The sequence below is a fragment of the Microbacterium phyllosphaerae genome, assembly GCF_017876435.1.
GTDB lineage: Bacteria > Actinomycetota > Actinomycetes > Actinomycetales > Microbacteriaceae > Microbacterium > Microbacterium phyllosphaerae.
On record NZ_JAGIOA010000001.1, the window covers coordinates 3211145 to 3229631 of the forward strand.

At 69.2% G+C, this 18487-nt stretch carries 19 protein-coding genes; 7 read left to right on the forward strand and 12 right to left on the reverse strand.

From position 1 onward, the window contains the following. Position 1: 1 nt before the first annotated feature. From JOF42_RS15220 to JOF42_RS15245, 6 genes are all read right to left on the reverse strand, one after another. Entirely contained in the window at positions 2–643 is a 642-nt protein-coding gene (locus JOF42_RS15220; RefSeq protein WP_210098595.1) for an NAD(P)-dependent oxidoreductase, read from the reverse strand. An 11-nt stretch (positions 644–654) separates the two neighbouring features. Then, the gene (gene rlmB / locus JOF42_RS15225; protein WP_210098596.1) at positions 655–1659 is read right to left on the reverse strand and encodes a 23S rRNA (guanosine(2251)-2'-O)-methyltransferase RlmB; all 1005 of its coding nucleotides are present in this window, start codon (positions 1657–1659) and stop codon (positions 655–657) included. Beyond that, a complete protein-coding gene (cysS, locus tag JOF42_RS15230) occupies positions 1652–3055 on the reverse strand; it encodes a cysteine--tRNA ligase (RefSeq protein ID WP_210098597.1) in 1404 nt (467 codons plus the stop codon). Before cysS ends, rlmB begins: the two co-directional genes overlap by 8 nt. 177 nt (positions 3056–3232) lie before the next feature. Next, positions 3233–3823: a short chain dehydrogenase gene (locus JOF42_RS15235; protein WP_210098598.1), complete on the reverse strand. Its 591-nt coding sequence runs from the start codon at positions 3821–3823 to the stop codon at positions 3233–3235. Positions 3824–3914: 91 nt separating this feature from the next. Continuing rightward, a complete protein-coding gene (ispD, locus tag JOF42_RS15240; RefSeq protein WP_245341319.1) occupies positions 3915–5156 on the reverse strand; it encodes a 2-C-methyl-D-erythritol 4-phosphate cytidylyltransferase in 1242 nt (413 codons plus the stop codon). Between the two features lie 73 nt (positions 5157–5229). Continuing rightward, entirely contained in the window at positions 5230–5712 is a 483-nt protein-coding gene (locus JOF42_RS15245; protein WP_056312597.1) for a CarD family transcriptional regulator, read from the reverse strand. 136 nt (positions 5713–5848) lie between these two features. Between JOF42_RS15245 and JOF42_RS15250 the strand changes: the two genes are divergently transcribed. Further along, positions 5849–6376, forward strand: a complete 528-nt coding sequence (locus tag JOF42_RS15250) for a DNA modification methylase (protein WP_210098600.1) — start codon at positions 5849–5851, stop codon at positions 6374–6376. 76 nt (positions 6377–6452) lie between these two features. On the opposite strand, the gene JOF42_RS15255 is transcribed toward JOF42_RS15250, so the two are convergent. Beyond that, positions 6453–7136: a response regulator gene (locus tag JOF42_RS15255; protein WP_210098601.1), complete on the reverse strand. Its 684-nt coding sequence runs from the start codon at positions 7134–7136 to the stop codon at positions 6453–6455. After that, positions 7133–8350 carry a sensor histidine kinase gene (locus tag JOF42_RS15260; RefSeq protein WP_210098602.1) on the reverse strand — a complete coding sequence of 406 codons (1218 nt, stop codon included), beginning with the start codon at positions 8348–8350 and terminating at the stop codon, positions 7133–7135. The genes JOF42_RS15255 and JOF42_RS15260 overlap by 4 nt, the downstream gene beginning before the upstream one ends. 218 nt (positions 8351–8568) lie before the next feature. Here JOF42_RS15260 and phoU point away from each other — a divergent pair, with 218 nt between their 5' ends. Beyond that, positions 8569–9267, forward strand: coding sequence for a phosphate signaling complex protein PhoU (gene phoU, locus JOF42_RS15265; RefSeq protein ID WP_210098603.1), 699 nt, complete (start codon positions 8569–8571; stop codon positions 9265–9267). A gap of 61 nt (positions 9268–9328) precedes the next feature. On the opposite strand, the gene JOF42_RS15270 is transcribed toward phoU, so the two are convergent. Further along, the gene (locus JOF42_RS15270) at positions 9329–10078 is read right to left on the reverse strand and encodes a phosphoglyceromutase (RefSeq protein ID WP_210098604.1); all 750 of its coding nucleotides are present in this window, start codon (positions 10076–10078) and stop codon (positions 9329–9331) included. A gap of 60 nt (positions 10079–10138) precedes the next feature. Between JOF42_RS15270 and JOF42_RS15275 the strand changes: the two genes are divergently transcribed. After that, positions 10139–10963 (forward strand): class I SAM-dependent methyltransferase, encoded by an 825-nt coding sequence (locus tag JOF42_RS15275; protein ID WP_210098605.1) that lies wholly within the window; start codon positions 10139–10141, stop codon positions 10961–10963. Between the two features lie 27 nt (positions 10964–10990). Here JOF42_RS15275 and ygfZ read toward each other — a convergent pair whose 3' ends face one another. The 3 genes from ygfZ to JOF42_RS15290 all read right to left on the reverse strand — a co-directional run bounded on the left by ygfZ (position 10991) and on the right by JOF42_RS15290 (position 13189). Then, positions 10991–12112 (reverse strand): CAF17-like 4Fe-4S cluster assembly/insertion protein YgfZ, encoded by a 1122-nt coding sequence (gene ygfZ / locus JOF42_RS15280; RefSeq protein WP_210098606.1) that lies wholly within the window; start codon positions 12110–12112, stop codon positions 10991–10993. Between the two features lies 1 nt (position 12113). Continuing rightward, entirely contained in the window at positions 12114–12716 is a 603-nt protein-coding gene (locus JOF42_RS15285) for a nitrobindin family protein (RefSeq protein ID WP_210098607.1), read from the reverse strand. A gap of 185 nt (positions 12717–12901) precedes the next feature. Then, positions 12902–13189: a hypothetical protein gene (locus tag JOF42_RS15290; RefSeq protein ID WP_210098608.1), complete on the reverse strand. Its 288-nt coding sequence runs from the start codon at positions 13187–13189 to the stop codon at positions 12902–12904. Positions 13190–13261: 72 nt separating this feature from the next. Here JOF42_RS15290 and JOF42_RS15295 point away from each other — a divergent pair, with 72 nt between their 5' ends. The 4 genes from JOF42_RS15295 to pstS all read left to right on the forward strand — a co-directional run bounded on the left by JOF42_RS15295 (position 13262) and on the right by pstS (position 18414). After that, positions 13262–13945, forward strand: coding sequence for a winged helix-turn-helix transcriptional regulator (locus JOF42_RS15295; protein WP_210098609.1), 684 nt, complete (start codon positions 13262–13264; stop codon positions 13943–13945). Positions 13946–13999: 54 nt separating this feature from the next. Further along, positions 14000–16165 (forward strand): RNA degradosome polyphosphate kinase, encoded by a 2166-nt coding sequence (locus tag JOF42_RS15300; RefSeq protein ID WP_210098610.1) that lies wholly within the window; start codon positions 14000–14002, stop codon positions 16163–16165. Further along, a complete protein-coding gene (locus JOF42_RS15305) occupies positions 16162–17139 on the forward strand; it encodes an NUDIX hydrolase (RefSeq protein ID WP_210098611.1) in 978 nt (325 codons plus the stop codon). The genes JOF42_RS15300 and JOF42_RS15305 overlap by 4 nt, the downstream gene beginning before the upstream one ends. Positions 17140–17310: 171 nt before the next feature. Continuing rightward, on the forward strand, positions 17311–18414 hold the full coding sequence (gene pstS / locus JOF42_RS15310; RefSeq protein WP_210098612.1) for a phosphate ABC transporter substrate-binding protein PstS: 1104 nt from the start codon (positions 17311–17313) through the stop codon (positions 18412–18414). Positions 18415–18487: the final 73 nt, after the last annotated feature.

The window sequence follows — 18487 nt, forward strand, 5'->3', positions numbered from 1 at the left end:
ATCAGTACCCGACGGTGAACCGCTGACGACGGTGAGCGCCCCGCTCGATCTCGTCGACGACGGCGATCGCGAAGTCGGCACCCGAGATGAACGACTTGCCCTCGGCATCCCGCACGAGCACGTCGCCGCCGTCGCGGTAGTGGCCGGTGCGCTCGCCCTCAGCCCAGGGCCCGAACACCTCTGCCGGGTGCACGAAGAACCAGTCGAGCGACTCGTCGGTCGACTCGAGCAGCGCGAGCGAGTCGATGCCGACCTGCGCCTCGTGCTTGTACTCCTCGGGGAAGTCGAGGTCGAACAGACGAGGTCCGCCGGGGGCGACGAGGCTGCCGCCGGCTCCGCCGACCACGCCGATGCGGGTCTTCGTACCGCTCAGCTTCTCGACGAGGCCGCGGAGGGCGTCGAGCACCGAGTCCTCCATGTCGCCACGGGGAGACAGCGCCGACACGACAGCATCCGCACCGTCGAAGACGTCGCCCAGGCTCGCGAGGTCGAGCACGGAACCCTGCACGTTCCGTGCGCCCTCCACGGGGTTCGACGGCTCCGAGCGCGAGACCGAGACGACCTCGTGGCCGCGGCTCACCGCCTCCGAGACGATGTGGCGTCCGGCGTAGCCGGTTCCTCCGAGGACGACGATGCGAGCCATGTGCTTCTCCCCTACTTCTTCGCGTTGCGGATCGACGAGACCTGGTAGAGCGCGACGGACGTCGCGATGCCGGCGTTGAGCGACTCGGTCACGGCCGAGATCGGGATCGAGACGATCTGGTCGCACGTCTCGGCGACCAGACGCGACAGGCCCTTGCCCTCGGAGCCCGTGACGATCACGACGGGGCGATCGGCGAGCTGGAGTTCGGGCAGCAGCACGTCGCCGTCGCCGTCGAGGCCGAGCACGAAGACGCCCTGCTTCTTGAACTCCTTGAGCTGCGTGGTCAGGTTCGTCGCGAGAGCGACGGGCACGCGCGCGGCGGCACCGGCGCTGGTCTTCCACGCCGCCGAGTTCACACCCGCCGAGCGGCGCTGCGGCAGGATGATGCCGTGGCCGCCGAACGCACCGGTCGAACGGATGATCGCGCCGAGGTTGCGGGGATCCGTGATGCCGTCGAGGGCGACGAACAGCGGAACCTCACCCTTGTCGATGACGGCTTCGAGCAGGTCCTGCGGGTGCGCGTACTCGTACGGCGGCACCTTGACGGCGACGCCCTGGTGCACGCCGTCGAAGCCGGCCATGCGGTCGAGCTCCTGTCGGGTGACCTCGAGCACCGGGATGCCGCGGTTCGTGGCGATCGACAGCATCTCCTTGACGCGGTCGTCCATCTCGACGCGCTGCGCGATGTAGAACGCCGACGCGGGGATCTTCGCGCGCAGGGCCTCGAGCACCGAGTTGCGGCCGGTGACGACCTCGACCTCGGTGGTGTTGTCCTTCGAGCGTGCCGAGCGGTTCGGGTTGCCGCCGGACGTCTGACGCTGCCCCGGCTTGCCCTTTCCGCCCGATGCCGCGTAGCGCTCGGCCGCGGCCTTGCGCTTGCCGGCGGGGTGCCAGGCGCGATCTTCCGCCTTCGGCGTCGGTCCGCGGCCTTCGAGCGAGCTGCGGCCCTTGCCGCCGGAGCCCTTGGTGGGACCCTTCTTGCCCTTGCCTGCCGAGGGATTGCCCTGCTTAGCCATCGATACTCCAATGAGTTCCGGCCGGAGAGTCCTCCAGCGTGATTCCTGCCGCGGCGATCGCATCACGGATGCGATCGGCCGCCGCCCAGTCCTTGTCAGCGCGCGCCTGCGCACGCTGGGTGATCATCGTCTGCACGAGCGCGTCGAGGGCGGATGCCGTGGCATCTCCGCCCTGTGCGCCGCCGACGAGGTCGAATCCGAGCACGTCGAGCATCGCGAGCACCTCGTGCCTCGCCGTCGCCGCTGCGTCGGTGTCGCCGGCATCGAGCGCCGCATTCCCTGCGCGCACGGTCTCGTGCACGACGCCGAGGGCCTGCGGGATGCCGAGGTCGTCATCCATCGCCGTGCCGAAGGCATCGGGCAGCGGGGTCGGCTCCGCCCAGCCGAACGTCTTCGGGAGAGTGCGCTCCGCGCGCTCCACGAAAGTCCGGATGCGGCCGAGCGCTGCCTCCGCCTCGGCCCACGACGACTCCGTCAGATCGAGGCTTGAGCGGTAGTGTGCGGCGGCCAGCGCATAGCGGATCACGAGCGGATCGTGCTCATCCAGCACATCGCTCGCGAGCGTGAAGTTGCCGAGCGACTTCGACATCTTCTGCCCGCCGACCGTCACCAGGCCGTTGTGCACCCAGTACCGGGCGAAGCCGTCGCCGGCCGCAGTCGACTGGGCGAGCTCGTTCTCGTGATGCGGGAAGCGCAGATCGAGACCGCCGCCGTGGATGTCGAACTCCGGCCCGAGGTACCGCTTCGACATCGCCGAGCACTCGATGTGCCAGCCGGGGCGCCCGGCACCCCAGGGCGACTGCCATGTGGCATCCGCCTGCTCGTCGCGCTTCGCGCCCTTCCACAGCGCGAAGTCCTGAGGGTTGCGCTTGCCCCGAGGATCGGCGTCCTCCGCCGCCTCCATGGCGTCGACCGACTGGTTCGTGAGCGACCCGTACTCCGACCACGAGCGCACGTCGAAGTAGACGTCGCCAGAGCCGTCGGGCGCCGGATACGCATGACCGCGTTCGATGAGGGTCGCGATGATCTCCTGCATCTGCGGAACGGAGGCGGTCGCGCGGGGCTCGTAGGTCGGCGGAAGGATGCCGACTCCGGCATACGCCGCGGTGAACTCCTGCTCCATGCGGTACGCCAGCGCCCACCAGGGCTCGACGTCGGTCGCGTTCGCGAGCACCTTGTCGTCGATGTCGGTGACGTTGCGCACGAAGGTGACGCGCCCGTATCGGTGCGTCAGCCAGCGGCGCAGGAGGTCGAAGCTCAGAGCCGCGCGGACGTGCCCGATGTGGGGGCCCGACTGCACCGTGGGTCCGCAGACGTACATCGTGATGTTCTCGGGGTCGAGAGGCACGAAGTCGCGCAGCTGCTGTGCGCGGGTGTCGTAGAGGCGGAGAGTCACCGCACAAGCTTACCGGGCCGCCGATTCCGAAGACTGGATGGGTCCTCCGTCCCGATCCGGAGGCACTGCGGCGTCACGATCTGCGGATGCCGTCCCGATGCGCGGATCGGACGGGCCGCATGCTCCGCGGATCGGGACGCCGCCCGCAGATCGGGCCTCGTCCGGTCGCCGCAGGCCTCAGTCGACGGGGAAGACCTGACCCGTCTGCACCCCGAGCACGCTCTTCGCATACGCCTGTCCGACGCGATGCGACGACACCGGCACGAATCCGGGGAACGACGAGTGATACGACGGGGCGTCCTCGAGCACCGACGGGCTCACGGCGTTGATGCGGATTCCTCGGGGCAGCTCCGTGGCCGCGGCGAGCACGAAGGACTCGACCGCCCCGTTGACGAGCGACGCCGCAGCACCGGTGGCGATCGGCTCGCGCGAGAGGATGCCGGAGGTCAGCGTGATCGATCCGCCATCTCGCACGTACGGAGTGCCGATGCGCACGACGTCGAGCTGCGAGAGCACCTTGCCGCGGAACGCCGACTCGTAGTCCGCGCGACCGAGCTCGCCCAGCGGACGGAAGGGAACCTCACCGACCGCGACGATCACGGCGTCGACCTGTCCGACCGACGCGAAGAGACGCTCGACGGATGCCGAGTCGGTGACGTCGACCGACGGCTCTCCGCTGCGCGACGCCGAGACGATCTCGTGTCCCTGCAGCGCGTCGACGGCGGTGCGACCGACCTGTCCGGTGGCTCCGATGACCAGGACCTTCATGATGCCTCCTCCTCGTCGCACGACGACCGCGCGACGCTCTCCGACAACGAACACGGATGCCGAGGCATTCCCGCGTCCACGATGCGCCGTGTCAACGCGGGTGCACCATCGCGACGGCTGTCACCGCGATGCCCTCACCGCGTCCGGGGAATCCGAGTCCGTCGGTGGTCGTCGCCGTGATCGAGACGGGCGCCCCGCCGAGTGCCATCGACAGCACTCGCTCGGCCTCGGCACGGCGGGCGCTGAACCGCGGTCGATTGCCCTGGAACTGTGCAGAGACGTTGCCGATCGCGAAGCCGGCCTCGTCCAGAAGCTCCCTCGTGCGGGCGAGGAAGACCTCGGCGTGCGCACCGGCGTACTCGGGGTGGGCGGTTCCGAAGTGCTCGCCGATGTCGCCGAGGCCCGCGGCCCCGAGCAGCGCATCCACGATCGCGTGGGCGACCGCGTCGCCGTCGGAGTGGCCCGAGAGCGCCGGCTCCCCGGGCCATTCGAGTCCCGCGAGCCACAGGTCGCCGTCGCCCCCGAACGCGTGCACGTCGGTTCCGAGCCCGACCCGAGGGAAGCGCCACGCCGCGGGGGCAGCTTCAGCGGGGGCAGCAACAGCGGGAGCAGCGACGGGCGCCTCCGCAGGCGCCTCGGAGACCGCCGCGAGCATGTGACGCGCGCGCTCGAGGTCGGCGGGCGTGGTGATCTTGAATCCGCGCGCAGAGCCCGCGATCTGCCGGACCCGATGACCGGCAGCGGCGAACAGGGCCGCGTCGTCGGTGTGGTCGACACCCGCGGTGAGCGCCGCCTCGTACGCGGACTCGAGCAGCGCGCGAGGGAACCCCTGCGGTGTCTGCGCCGCGGCGAGCTCCGAGCGATCGATCGGACCGACGACCGCATCGCCGTCGACCCGCTTCAAGGTGTCGATCACGGGAAGCGTCGGGATGACCCCCGTCGCTTCGTCGACGGCCGCGGCCACGGCGTCGATGACCTCGGGAGGCGTCAGCGCCCGCGCCGCGTCGTGCACCAGCACCCGCGTGACGTCACCCCACAGAGCGTCGAGCCCGGCCGCCACCGACCGTTGGCGGGTGTCGCCGCCGGTGACGACCCTGCCGAGGTCGACACGGTCGCCCGCTGCGGCGCGAAGCTCCGTCTCGGCATCACCCTCGAACCCGGCGGGCGCGACCACGATCACCTGGGCGGGCGACGCCGCGAAGACGCCGTCGAGGGCGTGGCGCAGGATCGAATGGCTGTCGATGCCCACGAACGCCTTGGGCGCTCCGGCATCCAGTCGCGTGCCGGAGCCGGCAGCGACGACGATGATCGCGGTGTCAGGGACGGGAAGCATGCTCACCCGGTTCACGTTACCTGCGCGCACGAAAAAAGGCGGATGCCGAAGCATCCGCCTTGTCTCGATCCGCTCAGGACGCGAGGACCTCGTCGAGCAGCGCGCTCGCCTTGTCTTCGTCGGTCTTCTCTGCGAGAGCCAGCTCGGAGATGAGGATCTGACGAGCCTTCGCCAGCATCCGCTTCTCACCGGCCGACAGACCGCGGTCCTGATCCCGACGCCACAGGTCGCGCACGACCTCGCTCACCTTGATCACGTCGCCGGAGGCGAGCTTCTCAAGGTTCGCCTTGTAACGGCGCGACCAGTTCGTGGGCTCTTCCGTGAACGGGGCGCGGAGCACCTCGAACACGTGGTCGAGCCCTTCACGGCCGATCACATCGCGGACCCCGACCAGATCGACGTTCTCCGCAGGCACCTCGATGATGAGGTCTCCCTGCGTGACGTTGAGCTTCAGGTATTTCTTCGCCTCACCCTTGATGATGCGCTCCTTGACCTCGATGATGGTCGCAGCGCCATGGTGCGGATAGACGACAGTTTCGCCAACCTCAAAAAGCATAAAAACTTGTCCTTTCGGCAACCTCAAGGATACCACAGGGGATATGCGCTAAGGTTCGCGCCCCCACGTCCTCGGGCGCCCCCTCGCATGCGCATAGAATGGGATGCGGATATCCCGTCGGACCTCAGGAGGACCCGTGAAATCGCGCCTTGTTGCGTCTGCCGCCATCAGCGCCCTCGTTCTTCTCGGCGCGACGGGCTGCACGTTCATCTCGCCGCAGGCGACGAAGATCGAGTACTCGGCCTCGGACGGCGTCAACGTCTCCGACTCCGACGGACCGATCGACGTCCGCAACGCGTTCATCGTCGCGAACGAAGACGGCTCCGTGGGCAACTTCATCGGCGCGGTCGTGAACCCGACCACCGACACGGCGACGCTCACGATGCGGGTCGCCGGCGTCGACGAGCCGTTCATCGTCACCGTGCCCGCAGGCAAGACGAAGAGCTTCGGCACCGAGGGCGAGGAACCGCTGCGCATCATCGGACTCGACACGATGCCGGGCGCCACGATCGAGATCCACTTCCAGTCGGGCGACGGCGCGGGCACGAAGACCGAGGTCCCCGTGCTCGACGGATCCCTGCCCTACTACTCCGACCTCGTGCCGTCCGCCGAAGAGCCGACGCCGATGCCGACCGACACGGCGGCGCCCGCTCCGCAGGAGTGATCCGCACCACAGCGTGACGAAGAGGCCGGCACCCCGTGGGGTGCCGGCCTCTTCTGCGATCCGAGAGGGTGCCGACTCAGCCCTCGAAGCGGTAGCCGAGTCCGCGCACGGTCACGAGCATCACCGGCTCGCCCGGGTTCTCCTCGATGCGCGAGCGGATGCGCTTGATGTGCACGTCGAGCGTCTTGGTGTCGCCGAAGTAGTCGCTGCCCCAGACCCGGTCGATGAGCTGGCCTCGGGTGAGCACGCGCCCCGAGTTGCGCATCAGCACCTCGAGCAGCTCGAACTCCTTCAGCGGCATGTTGATCTGCTGGCCCGCGACCGACACCGTGTGCCGGTCGATGTCGAGCGAGACGCGCCCGCCGTCGAGCACGCGCTCGTCGAGCTCGCTCTCGGCCTGCACGACCCGACGCAGCACCGCCCGCATCCGGGCCAGCAGCTCGCGCGACGAGTACGGCTTGGTGACGTAGTCGTCGGCGCCGAGCTCGAGCCCCACCACGATGTCCACCTCGGAGTCCTTGGCGGTGACCATGATGATCGGCACGGCCGAGGTCGAGCGGATCTGCCGGCACACCTCGGTGCCGGGCATGCCAGGCAGCATGAGGTCGAGCAGCACGACGTCGGCGCCGCGCTCGCGGAACGCCGTCAGAGCGCCGGGGCCGTCCTCAGCGATCTCGACCTCGTAGCCCTCGCGGCGCAGCAGGTACGCGAGCGGGTCGGCGAGGTCGGGTTCGTCTTCGACGAGAAGGATGCGGGTCATGCGTTCTCTCCGTTTCGGACGCGAGCCGCGGCCTTCGCCGCTTTGCGCTCGCGCTTCTTCTTGTTCTTCTTGTCCTTGTCGATGCTCGGGGGAGCGTCGATCCTCGGAAGCCTGATGGTGAAGGTCGATCCGCGTCCGGGGCGCGACCACAGCCGCACCTCGCCGCCGTGTCGCTGGGTGGCGTGCTTGACGATCGAGAGTCCGAGCCCGGTGCCACCCGTGCGGCGCGACCGCGCCTCGTCCGCGCGATAGAAGCGTTCGAAGATCCGCTCGCGGTCGCCCTCGGCGATGCCGATGCCCTGGTCCGAGACGGCGATCTCGACGACGCCCTCGTCGGCCTTCACGCCGATGCCGACACGAGACCCCTTCGGCGAGTACGCGATCGCGTTGGCGATCAGGTTGCCGAACGCCTCGATGAGGATCTGCGAGTCGCCTCGTACCCACACTCCCCTGTCTCCGCCGCGCGCGATCTCGACTCCGGCCGAGTCGGCCTGCACGACGTGCGCCTCGAGGGCGGTGGCGAGCACCTCGTCGATCGCGACCGGTCGCACATCCGACAGGGCATCCTCCGCCTGCAGCCTCGACAGGCTCATGATGCGGCCGGTCAGCTGGCCGAGACGCGAGGCCTCGGCAGAGATGCGCGTGGCGAAGTGACGCACCTGAGCGGGATCGTCGGCCGCCGACTCGATGGCCTCGGCCAGCAGGGTGACGGCGCCCACCGGCGTCTTGAGCTCGTGGCTGGTGTTCGCCACGAAGTCGCGGCGCATCTGGTCGAGGCGCTCCTGCTCGGTGACGTCGCGGATGATCAGCAGGGTCATGCGCGGGCTGATCACACTCGCACGGGCCGAGACCAGGCGAGGGTCGAGGCTGAGTCCGCCTCGCGTCAGGCGCATGGACTCGGAGGCCGATCCACCCTCACTCCGGCCGCCGCGCACCAACTGGCGGAGCTCGGGGTTCTCGAGAGGCGCCCCCACCTCGATGCCGAAGCGCGTCGCCGCCTTCGACACTGCGAGCACGAGACCCGACGAGTCGACCACGCACGCCGCGTCGTCCATGCTGCCGAGTACCGCGGTGACGCCGTCGGGCACCGCGAGCGAGGTCTCCTCGGCCACCCGCGCCCTCGCGCGGTACGCCCACGCCACGAGGAGGGAGAGGCCGATGCCGATCACGAGGCCGACGGCCAACGCGAGCAGCGCGATCTGCGGCAGGGTCATAACCCCAGCGTAGAGTGCGTTCACCTGCCGATCGGCGGGTTCACCTGCCCTGGCGGCAAGGCGAGAAGTACTATTCACGTGCTGGGCACCGTTCGTTAACCTTCGAAGCAGACAATCGCTTTCGGGCCTGTGCGGGAGCGCTGCGCTCCTCTCGCGCGGACGACCCAGCCGTCTCGCGTTGACACACAGCCGAGACCCGAATGAAAGGTTGCGCCGACATGCGCGAAGTCTTCCACCAGTCCCTCGAGGACCTGCAGTCCCGCCTCGTGGAGATCGCCGACCTCGTCACGGTCTCCATCGACAAGGCCACCCGCTCGTTCGCCACGAGCGACGTCGAGCTGGCCGAAGAGGTCATCGCCGATGACGCCAAGATCGACGAGCTCGCCGTGCGACTCGACGAGCAGGCGATCGAGATCCTCGCCCGCCAGCAGCCGGTCGCCCGCGACCTGCGCGTCGTGGTCACCGCACTGCGCGTCAGCGCCTCGCTCGAGCGCATGGGCGACATGTCCGAGCACATCGCCCAGCTCGCGCGCCTGCGCTTCCCCGAGCGCGCGATCCCGAAGGGCCTCAAGGGCACCTTCACGAAGATGGGCGAGCTCGACGTCGAGATCTCGCGCACGCTCTCCGAGCTGTTGCGCACCCAGGATCTGAAGCTTGCCGACACCATCCGCAACACCGACGACGACATCGACGAGCTGCACGCCAGCGTGTTCGAGAAGGTGCTCAGCGACAACTGGAAGGGCGAGGCCACCGCGACCGTCGACGCCACCCTCGCCAGCCGCTACCACGAGCGCTTCGCCGACCACGCGGTCGCCGTCGCGAAGAAGGTCATCTACCTGGCGACGGGCGACTGGCGCATCGAGGAAGAGGACATCGCCCTGGCGATCGAGCAGCAGCAGGAGCTCGGCCACGCCTGATCCTCACGGGGCAGACGAAGGGGGCGGATGCTGACAGCATCCGCCCCCTTCGTGTGTGTTCTTACTTCTTGCCCTGCGCGGCGACCGCTGCGGCACCGGCCGCGGCGGCCTCGGGGTCGAGGTAGCGACCGGGGCCCGTGGGCACGTTGTTCTCGTCGAGCTCGTACACCAGCGGGATGCCCGTGGGGATGTTCAGCTCGGCGATGTCGTCGTCGCTGATGCCCTCGAGGTGCTTCACGAGTCCGCGCAGCGAGTTGCCGTGCGCGGTGACGAGGACGGTCTTGCCCGCCTCGAGGTCGGGGACGATCGCGTCGTTCCAGTACGGCAGCAGACGGTCGATGACGAGCTTGAGCGACTCGGTGCGCGGCACCTCGCCGTCGATTCCCGCGTAGCGCACGTCGTGCACCTGGCTGAACTCGCTGTCGTCGTCGAGCACGGGCGGCGGCACGTCGAACGAGCGACGCCACAGCTGGAACTGCTCGGGACCGAACTCCTCGAGCGTCTGCGCCTTGTCCTTGCCCTGCAGGGCGCCGTAGTGGCGCTCGTTGAGGCGCCACGAGCGCGTCACCGGGATCCACAGGCGGTCTGCGGCGTCGAGGGCGATGTTGGCGGTCTGGATGGCGCGGCTGAGCAGCGAGGTGTGCAGCACGTCGGGCAGGATGCCGGCCTCGGCCAGCAGCTCACCACCTCGGCGCGCCTCGTTCCTGCCCTGCTCGTTCAGGCGGACGTCCACCCATCCGGTGAAGAGGTTCAGTTCGTTCCACTCGCTCCGGCCGTGACGGAGCAGGATCAGGGTGCGCTTCGAAGTCATGCGCCCAGTTTATCGGCGCAACTCGACGCGTCCACGCCCGAGCCCTGCGAGGATTGACGCATGGCGTCATCTCCTCTCGGTCGGCCGACCCGCGGCACCACCGGGACGAACCGGCTGCGACGCAACGACCGATGGATCGCCGCGAGCCCCGCCTTCCGTCGTGCGGCCGATCCGCTCGTGATCGACCTCGGCTACGGAGCCAGCGGCGTCACCGCGTTCGAGCTCGCGACGCGCCTGCAGCGTGTGCGGACGGATGCCGAGGTGCGCGGCCTCGAGATCGACCCGGCCAGGGTGGCGACGGCGGAGCGGCAGCTCGTCGAGGTGCAGGCGGGCCGCACGCCTTTCTCCCCCGATCTCAGGGTGTCGTTCGCCCGCGGAGGGTTCGAGGTGCCGCTGCCCGCAGGACGACGACCCGCGGTGATCCGCGCGATGAACGTGCTGCGCCAGTACGACGAGGTCGACGTCGCCGCCGCCTGGCGCACGATGACGGCGAGGCTCTCACCCGACGGCCTGCTCGTCGAGGGCACCTGCGACGAGATCGGGCGTGTGTCGAGCTGGGTCGATGTCGACCGGACCGGGGCGCCTCAGCGGTTCACGATCTCGCTGCGGCTCGCCGACCTCGAGCATCCGAGCATCGTCGCCGAGCGTCTGCCGAAGGCCCTGATCCACCGCAACGTGCCCGGCGAACGGGTGCATGCGCTGCTCGTGGATCTCGACCGCGAGTGGGACAGGGCGGCGGCTCTGTCGACGTTCGGGGCGACCCAGCGGTTCCTCGCGGCCGTCGCAGCCCTTCGCGACCAGGGCTGGCCGGTGCTCGGAGGCAAGACCCGGTGGCGGCTGGGTGAGATCACGCTCCCGTGGGATGCGGTCGCACCACTCCCCTGAGGCGAGACCCGGCTCGCGGCCCGGCGCTCAGCTCGCCCGGCGGGGATCCGGCGCACTCGGGCGCCGTGACAGCCGCGTGAGCCGCGGGATGTCGGCCGTTGCTCCGGCGTCCGCGGGAACGATGACCTGCTGCGTCGCAGCGATGTCTGCTCCCTCCGCCCGCACGACGAGGTCACCGATCGGGGTGCGGCGCGAGAGGATCGCGAGCGCGATCGGTCCGTCCTCATGGTGACGCGCGACGGACGTGATGTGCCCGACCTCATCGTCGCCGGACAGCACCGGATCGCCGACGGCGGGGAGCACGGCTTCGCTGCCGTCGAGGTGGAGAGCGGCGAGGCGCCGAGGAGGGTGACCGAGGTTGTGGACCTTCGCGACCGTCTCCTGGCCGCGGTAGCAGCCCTTGTTCAGGTGCACGGCCGTGCGGATCCAGTCGGACTCGTGGGGCAGCGAACGCTCGTCGACCTCGGCGGACCAGCGCGGACGCCAGGCGGCGATGCGCAGCGCCTCGGCCGCGAGGAGTCCCGCGACTTCGTCGGACGACGCCGTCGCGGCGAACGCGTCGGCGGCCTCGTCGGTCACGATCGCGACACGCCAGGCGAGCTCGGCGCCGGGGTGATCGGCGATCTCGGCGTACTGGTGGCCACCGGCGCTCACGCGCTGCCAGGGGTCGACCCACACGAGCGGGACGTCAGCGGGAGCGGATGCCGCGGCGAGCACGCGATCGGCAGCGGCACCGCCGTCGACGAAACCGAGCAGAGTGAGATCGGTGCGCACCTCGACCGTGGCCTGCGTGCGGAACTTCATGCGGGTCAGCCACGTCGCGAGCGCCTCGGCATCGGCGGCATCCGCGATCAGCCACGTCGACGAGCCGTCGTCCACGACGCCGGCCGCATGCTCGACGCGCCCCTGAGGGTCGAGCACCAGGAGCTCGGTGCTCTCGCCGGGTGCGAGCCGACCGACGGACTGCGAGGTGATCGAGTCGAGCCACCCCAGCCGCTCAGGGCCTGCGACCTCGATGACCGTCCGGTCGCCGAGCGGCACCACCGCGGAGCCTGCCGCGAGACGACGCTGCTCGCGGAACGCGTCGCCGAAATGATCGATCCCGTTCTCGCCGATCACGGCGCCGGAGATGTCGGAGAATCCGGTCATGTCAGACCTTGGCCAGTCGAGCGGATGCGTGCGCCCGCATGGGAGTTCCGAGGGCCGCGATGTCCCAGGCCCAGAGGAGGTGATTGTCGACGAGGCCGTACATGCGCGTCGCGGCGCCGTACTCCTTGGCTCCCGCACCGCGGACGATCGCGTCGGACGCGATGTCGATGCGCGGTCCGGCGATCTCGCCGAGGTAGAGCTCGAGCGTCCCGTCGGCATGGGCGATGGAGACCTCGATCGGGAAACCGCCCGATGCGGCGCGCAGCTCCTCGACGTCGTCGACTCCGCGGGTCACGGGCTCGCTCAGCGGCGGCAGCAGGGCAGGGCCCGGATCGGCGTCGGTCGCCGGACGGCTGAGTCGCCAGAACCCGGTCTCGGCGACGAGCGGGATGGAGACGGCCTGATCGTCACCGGTGAACGTCGCGGTGGCCGAGTAGTTCAGGAACGGACCGCCGTCGTGGCTGAAGCTCACCCGATGGGTGAACTCGCCCTGCAGGCGGTCATCGCCGACCGGATAGTCGATGACGCCTGTCCCCTCCCACACGCCGATCAGCCATGCGAACGGCGCGAGGTCTGCGGGGAGGTCTGTGGGCAGATCGAGCACGACGTGCTCAGCGCTGGCCGCGGAAGAGGTTGCGCAGCACCACGACCGAGACGAAGACGATCGCGAGGCTCGCAAGACCCAGAAGGCCGATGAAGAAGAGTTCGAGCGCCATGAGATCCATGACCATCACTTTACCCTCCGTGCGCGCGGGTGTCTCGTCGGAGCCTCAGTGTCTCGTCCGGGTCTCAGGTGACGAGCGCGGCGAGGCCGAAGCCGACCGAGATCACACCCATCAGAAGCAGCGCTCCGATCGCGCTGCCGCCCACGCGGAAGATGAATCCCTGGGTGCGCCCCTGCCAGAGCTGCACGGCGAACGAGAGCAGCACGATGCCGCCGAAGGCCACGAGAAGCCACGGCACGCGCCACTCCTCCGGCACGAAGATTCCCACCGCGATGGAGGCGACGAAGGCGACCGCCCAGACGACGAGCACGCCGCCGAGGGCGTTACGCGGTGCGAGTGCTGGTTCCGACATGAGTCCATTGTCACCCATCGGCGCCCGGTATCATTGCGGCACGGCGTACCCCGCCGTCCGGAAGGAGTGCGTGTGGCCCAGGTCCTGGTGTTGACCAATGCTCCGGTCTCGGAGCAGGTCCTTCCCGCACTCGAGCTTCTCAGCCATCGAGTGCGCCAGATTCCGGCCGAGCCCGCCCAACTCGTGAACGCCCCCGACTACGACATCGTGATCGTCGACGGGCGTCTCGACCTCGTCGCCGCGAAGTCGCTCTGCCGTCTGCTGCGCGCCACGGGTCAGGATGCTCCGCTGCTGCTCGTCGTCACGGAGGGCGGCATGAGCGCGCTCTCCGGCGAGTGGGGGATCGACGACGTGCTGCTCTCGACCGCGGGGCCGGCAGAGACCGATGCCCGTGTGCGCCTCGCTCTCGCCCGCCGCGACGAGGTCGCCGAGCCGTCCCGCGTGCAGGCCTCGGGCGTCACCATCGACGAGCAGTCGTATTCGGCGAAGCTCCGCGGCCGCCCCCTGGATCTCACATACAAGGAGTTCCAGCTCCTGCACTTCCTCGCCACCCACCCGTCGCGCGTGTTCACCCGTGAGCAGCTGCTCAGCGAGGTGTGGGGCTACGACTACTTCGGCGGCACCAGGACGGTCGACGTGCACGTGCGGCGCCTCCGCGCGAAGCTCGGCGACCAGGAGCAGATCATCGGCACCGTGCGCAACGTCGGCTACCGGTTCAACGTCTACGACGACGAGACGGTGGCCGCGGCACGGTGACGGATGACGCGTCCGTTCACGCGCGCGTCACCTCACGGTGCTTAGATGTACCCCATGATCGATCCCGCTCTCGCCGACGCAGGTCTCGGTGACGCTGAAGACGACGACTTCGATGCCGTCGAGTCCCCGGACGCGCTCCTGCCCGACCACCGCTACCTCGATCGCGAGCTGAGCTGGCTCGCGTTCAACCAGCGCGTGTTGGAGCTCGCCGAAGATCCGTCGTTGCCCGAGCTCGAGCGCGCGAACTTCCTCGCGATCTTCGCCAGCAACCTCGACGAGTTCTTCATGGTGCGGGTCGCCGGCCTCAAACGACGCATCATCACGGGCCTCGCCGTCCCCACCAACATCGGCCGCTCCCCCGCCGATGCCCTCGCGGACATCGCCCGCGAGGCGCACGCGCTGCAGCTGCGCCACGCCGAGGCCTGGACGTCGCTCGTGCGCCCGGCACTCGCGGAGTCGGGAATCGAGATCACCGAATGGTCCGAGCTCACCGACGAGGAGCGCGCCAAGCTCTCCGAGTACTTCGGCGCCCAGGTGTTCCCGGTGCTCATGCCGCTGGCCGTCGACCCCGCGCATCCGTTCCCGTACATCTCGGGCCTGTCGCTCAACCTCGCGATCCGCATCCGCAACGCCCGCACCGGTCGCCAGGAGTTCGCCCGCCTCAAGGTGCCGCCCATGCTGCCCCGCTTCGTCGAGGTGCCGGGCTCGGGCGAGATCAAGCGCTTCCTCACGCTCGAGGAGCTCATCGCCAACCATCTCGGCGACCTGTTCCCCGGCATGGAGGTCCTCGACCACCACGCGTTCCGGCTCACCCGCAACGAAGACGTCGAGATCGAGGAGGATGAGAGCGAGAACCTCATCCAGGCGCTCGAGGCCGAGCTGCTGCGTCGCCGCTTCGGCCCGCCGATCCGGCTCGAGATCACCGACGACATGGACGAGGTCACGATGGACCTCCTGGTGCGCGAGCTCGAGATCACGGATCAGGAGATCTACCGTCTCCCCGGGCCGCTCGATCTGCGGGGTCTGTTCGACCTGTCGCGCATCGACCGACCCGACCTGCGCTACCCGCCGCACCTGCCCACCACTGCGGTCGCCTTCCAGCCCACCGGCAGCAACACGCGCGCCGACATCTTCAAGGCGATCCGCAAGTCGGATGTGCTCGTCCACCACCCGTACGAGTCCTTCACGACGAGTGTGGTCTCGTTCCTCGAGCAGGCGGCCCGCGATCCGCACGTGCTCGCCATCAAGCAGACGCTCTACCGCACCTCGGGCGACAGCCCGATCGTGGAGGCGCTGATCAACGCCGCAGAGGCGGGCAAGCAGGTGCTGGCCCTCGTCGAGGTCAAGGCCCGGTTCGACGAGGCCAACAACATCGTCTGGGCGCGCAAGCTCGAGAAGGCGGGCGTGCACGTGGTCTACGGCCTCGTGGGGCTGAAGACGCACTGCAAGCTCGCTCTCGTGATCCGCGAGGAGGACGGCGTGCTGCGCCACTACTCGCACATCGGCACCGGCAACTACAACCCGAAGACCAGCCGCATCTACGAGGACTTCGGGCTCTTCACGACCGACGCGCAGGTCGGCAAGGACCTCACCCGTCTGTTCAACGAGCTCAGCGGCTACGCGATCGAGAAGAAGTTCAAGCGCCTCCTCGTCGCGCCGCTGCACCTGCGCAAGGGACTCGTGCGTCAGATCGACCATGAGCGTCGCAACGCCGAGGACGGCAAGCCCGCGAGCATCCGCATCAAGGTCAACTCGATGGTCGACGAAGAGGTCATCGACGCGCTGTACCGGGCGAGCACGGCCGGCGTGAAGGTCGATGTGTGGGTGCGAGGCATCTGCAGCCTGCGTACCGACCTCGAAGGCGTCAGCGACAACATCACCGTCCGCAGCATCCTGGGCCGCTACCTCGAGCACTCGCGCATCTTCGCCTTCCACAACGACGGCGACGATCAGGTCTACATCGGCAGCGCCGACATGATGCACCGCAACCTCGACCGCCGCGTCGAGGCCCTGGTCAGGGTGACCGACCCGGGCCACATGAAGGATCTGCTCGACTTCTTCGACCTGGCCATGGACCCGGGCACCACGTCGTGGCACCTGGGCGCGGACGGTGTCTGGACACGGCACTCCGAGGATGCCGACGGCAAGCCGCTCATCGATCTGCAGGACAAGACCATGGGGTTGATCCAGCGGCGCCGTCGCGCTCGGGCGGTGCGATGACTCCCCCCTCGACGGCCGAGGCGACGCGCTCGAAGTGGACGGACAAGGCCGTGTACGCGGCCGGGGCCGTCGTCTGGCGCCTCATCGACGGCAAACTGCGGATCCTGCTGATCCACCGGACCAAGTACAAGGACATCACCCTGCCCAAGGGCAAGGTCGACCCGGGCGAGATGCTCGCCGAGACCGCGGTGCGCGAGGTGCACGAGGAGACGGGCATCCGCGTCTCGCTCGGGGTGCCCGTCGGTGTGAGCCGCTACCACCTGCCCTCGAGCAAGCAGAAGGTCGTGCACTACTGGGCGGCCGAGGCCACGGCCGACGCCATCCGGGCCTCCACGTTCGTTCCGAACCGCGAGATCGCCGCCCTGGAGTGGGTCAGCGTGAAGAAGGCGCGGGCGCGCCTGAGCTACCCCGTCGACCTCGAGATCCTCGACTTCTTCGCGAAGCTGGTCGACGACGGCGTGCTGCGCACGTTCCCGATCATCGCCCTCAGGCACGCCAAGGCTCTCTCCCGCTCGGACTGGGAAGGCAGTGATGCCGCACGTCCCTTGACCGACCGCGGGCGGCAGCAGGCGAAATCCATCGTCGGCCCACTCCGGGCTTTCGGCGTCCGCAAGATCGTCACGAGCGACGCCGTGCGCTGCGTGCAGACCGTCACGCCGCTCGCGAAAGCCCTCGACCGCAAGACGGTGCAGACGTCGAAGATCAGTCAGGACGCATGGGAGGACGGCGAGGACGACCTGCGATCGGTGATCGGTCGCCGGGTGCGATCGGGCAAGCCGGCGGTGCTGTGCAGCCACGGACCGGTGCTTCCCGGCATCCTCTCCGAGATCGCCCTCGCGACCGGAACCATCCGCGGCTCGTACGTGAGCAGCGCCGCCGACCTCGAACCCGCCGCGTTCTCCGTGGTGCATCTGTCGGCCTCGAACCCGGGCTCCGGGATCATCGCGATCGAGACGCACATCCCCAAGGTCTGACCGTTCTCCGGCGTCGGAGCGAGGCACGAGTGCGTCCGGGCGCCCACCCCAGAGAGTCGCGCGCCGTTCACCTTCCGTTCACCTGCCCGGGAGAGTCTCGTTAACCGTCGCGCATAGCGTCACTGTGTGCCCTGCACCGGGCCCCACCCATCCATGATCGAAGGATCCACAGTGAAGATCTCCCGAATCGCACGTATCGGCGCCATCGGCGCCGTCGCCGCTCTCGCTCTCGCCGGCTGTGCCGCGAACGAAGGCGGCACCGGCGGCTCCACCGACGCGCCCGCCGAGTCCACCCTCTCGGGCACCATCGAGGCCACCGGCGCCTCGTCGCAGGAGGCCGCGCAGCAGTCGTGGGTCGCCGCGTTCCAGACCGCGAACCCTGACACCACGGTCAACTACACCGCCACCGGATCGGGCACCGGCCGCGAGAACTTCATCGCCGGCTCGTCGAACTTCATCGGCTCGGACCGTGCGTTCAACGCCGACGAGCTCGCCGCGGGCGGCTTCGGCTCCTGCGCATCCGACGAGATCGTCGAGATCCCCGTCTACATCTCCCCGGTCGCCGTCGCCTTCAACCTCGAGGGCGTCGACGAGCTGAACCTCGACGGCGAGACCATCGCCAAGATCTTCGCGGGCACCATCACCAAGTGGAACGACGACGCGATCGCCTCGCAGAACGAGGGCGTCGACCTGCCCGACCAGGCCATCGTGACCGTGCACCGCTCCGACCCCTCGGGCACGCAGGAGACGTTCACCAAGTACCTCAGCGCCGTCGCCCCCGACGTGTGGACCTACGAGCCCAGCGACGAGTGGCCGCTGCAGACCGGCGAGGCCGGCGACGGCACCTCGGGCGTCGTCGACGCGATCACCAACGGCTCCGGCTACATCGGCTTCGCCGACGCGTCGCGCACCTCCGAGCTCGGACAGGTCGCCGTCGAGGTCGAGGGCGAGTACGTCCCCTACTCGGCAGACGCCGCAGCCGCGCTCGTCGAGGCATCGCCGCTCGAGGAGGGCCGCTCGGACCACGACCTCGCGTTCGCCGTCGACCCGGCCGCCGCACCGGCAGGCTCCTACCCGATCGCGCTCGTGTCGTACCTCATCGGCTGCGTCGAGTACGACGACGCCGAGACCGCCGGCCTCGTGAAGGCGTACTTCGAGTACGTCGCCTCGGCCGAGGGCCAGGATGCCGCAGCCGAGGCCGCCGGCAGCGCGCCGATCTCGGACAGCCTGCGCGACCAGATCAGCACCGCGATCGACGCGATCGTCACGGAGTGACCGACGGCTCAGCCCACCGCTGAGCCCCGGTCCGACGCCCCCGGGTGTCGGTCGAGAGGACTCGACCGACACC